Source organism: Ensifer sp. ENS08, from assembly GCF_014852195.1.
In the GTDB taxonomy this organism is placed as follows: Bacteria; Pseudomonadota; Alphaproteobacteria; order Rhizobiales; family Rhizobiaceae; genus Ensifer; species Ensifer adhaerens.
This window is the reverse complement of the sequence record NZ_JACVBF010000086.1, coordinates 1-267: the sequence shown is the minus strand read 5'-3', so window position 1 is coordinate 267 and position 267 is coordinate 1. Positions and strand designations below refer to the sequence as shown.

Sequence of the window (267 nt, the reverse complement as noted above, 5' to 3'; positions counted from 1 at the left end):
CGCCGACCTTGACGATGCCGCGCTCAACGCGACCGGTCACAACCGTACCACGGCCCGAGATCGAGAACACGTCTTCGATCGGCATCAGGAACGGCTGGTCGATCGGACGCTCAGGCGTCGGGATGTAGGCGTCAACAGCGGCCATCAGCTCGCGGATCGCGTCTTCGCCGATCTTCTTGTCCGAATCTTCCAGAGCAGCAAGAGCCGAGCCCTTGATGATCGGAATGTCGTCGCCCGGGAATTCGTAGGACGACAGAAGTTCGCGAA

Annotated in this window: 1 pseudogene; it reads right to left on the bottom strand. The window is 61.0% G+C overall.

The features are described from left to right. A pseudogene (tuf, locus tag IB272_RS34615) lies at positions 1-267 on the bottom strand (elongation factor Tu); the annotation flags it as partial.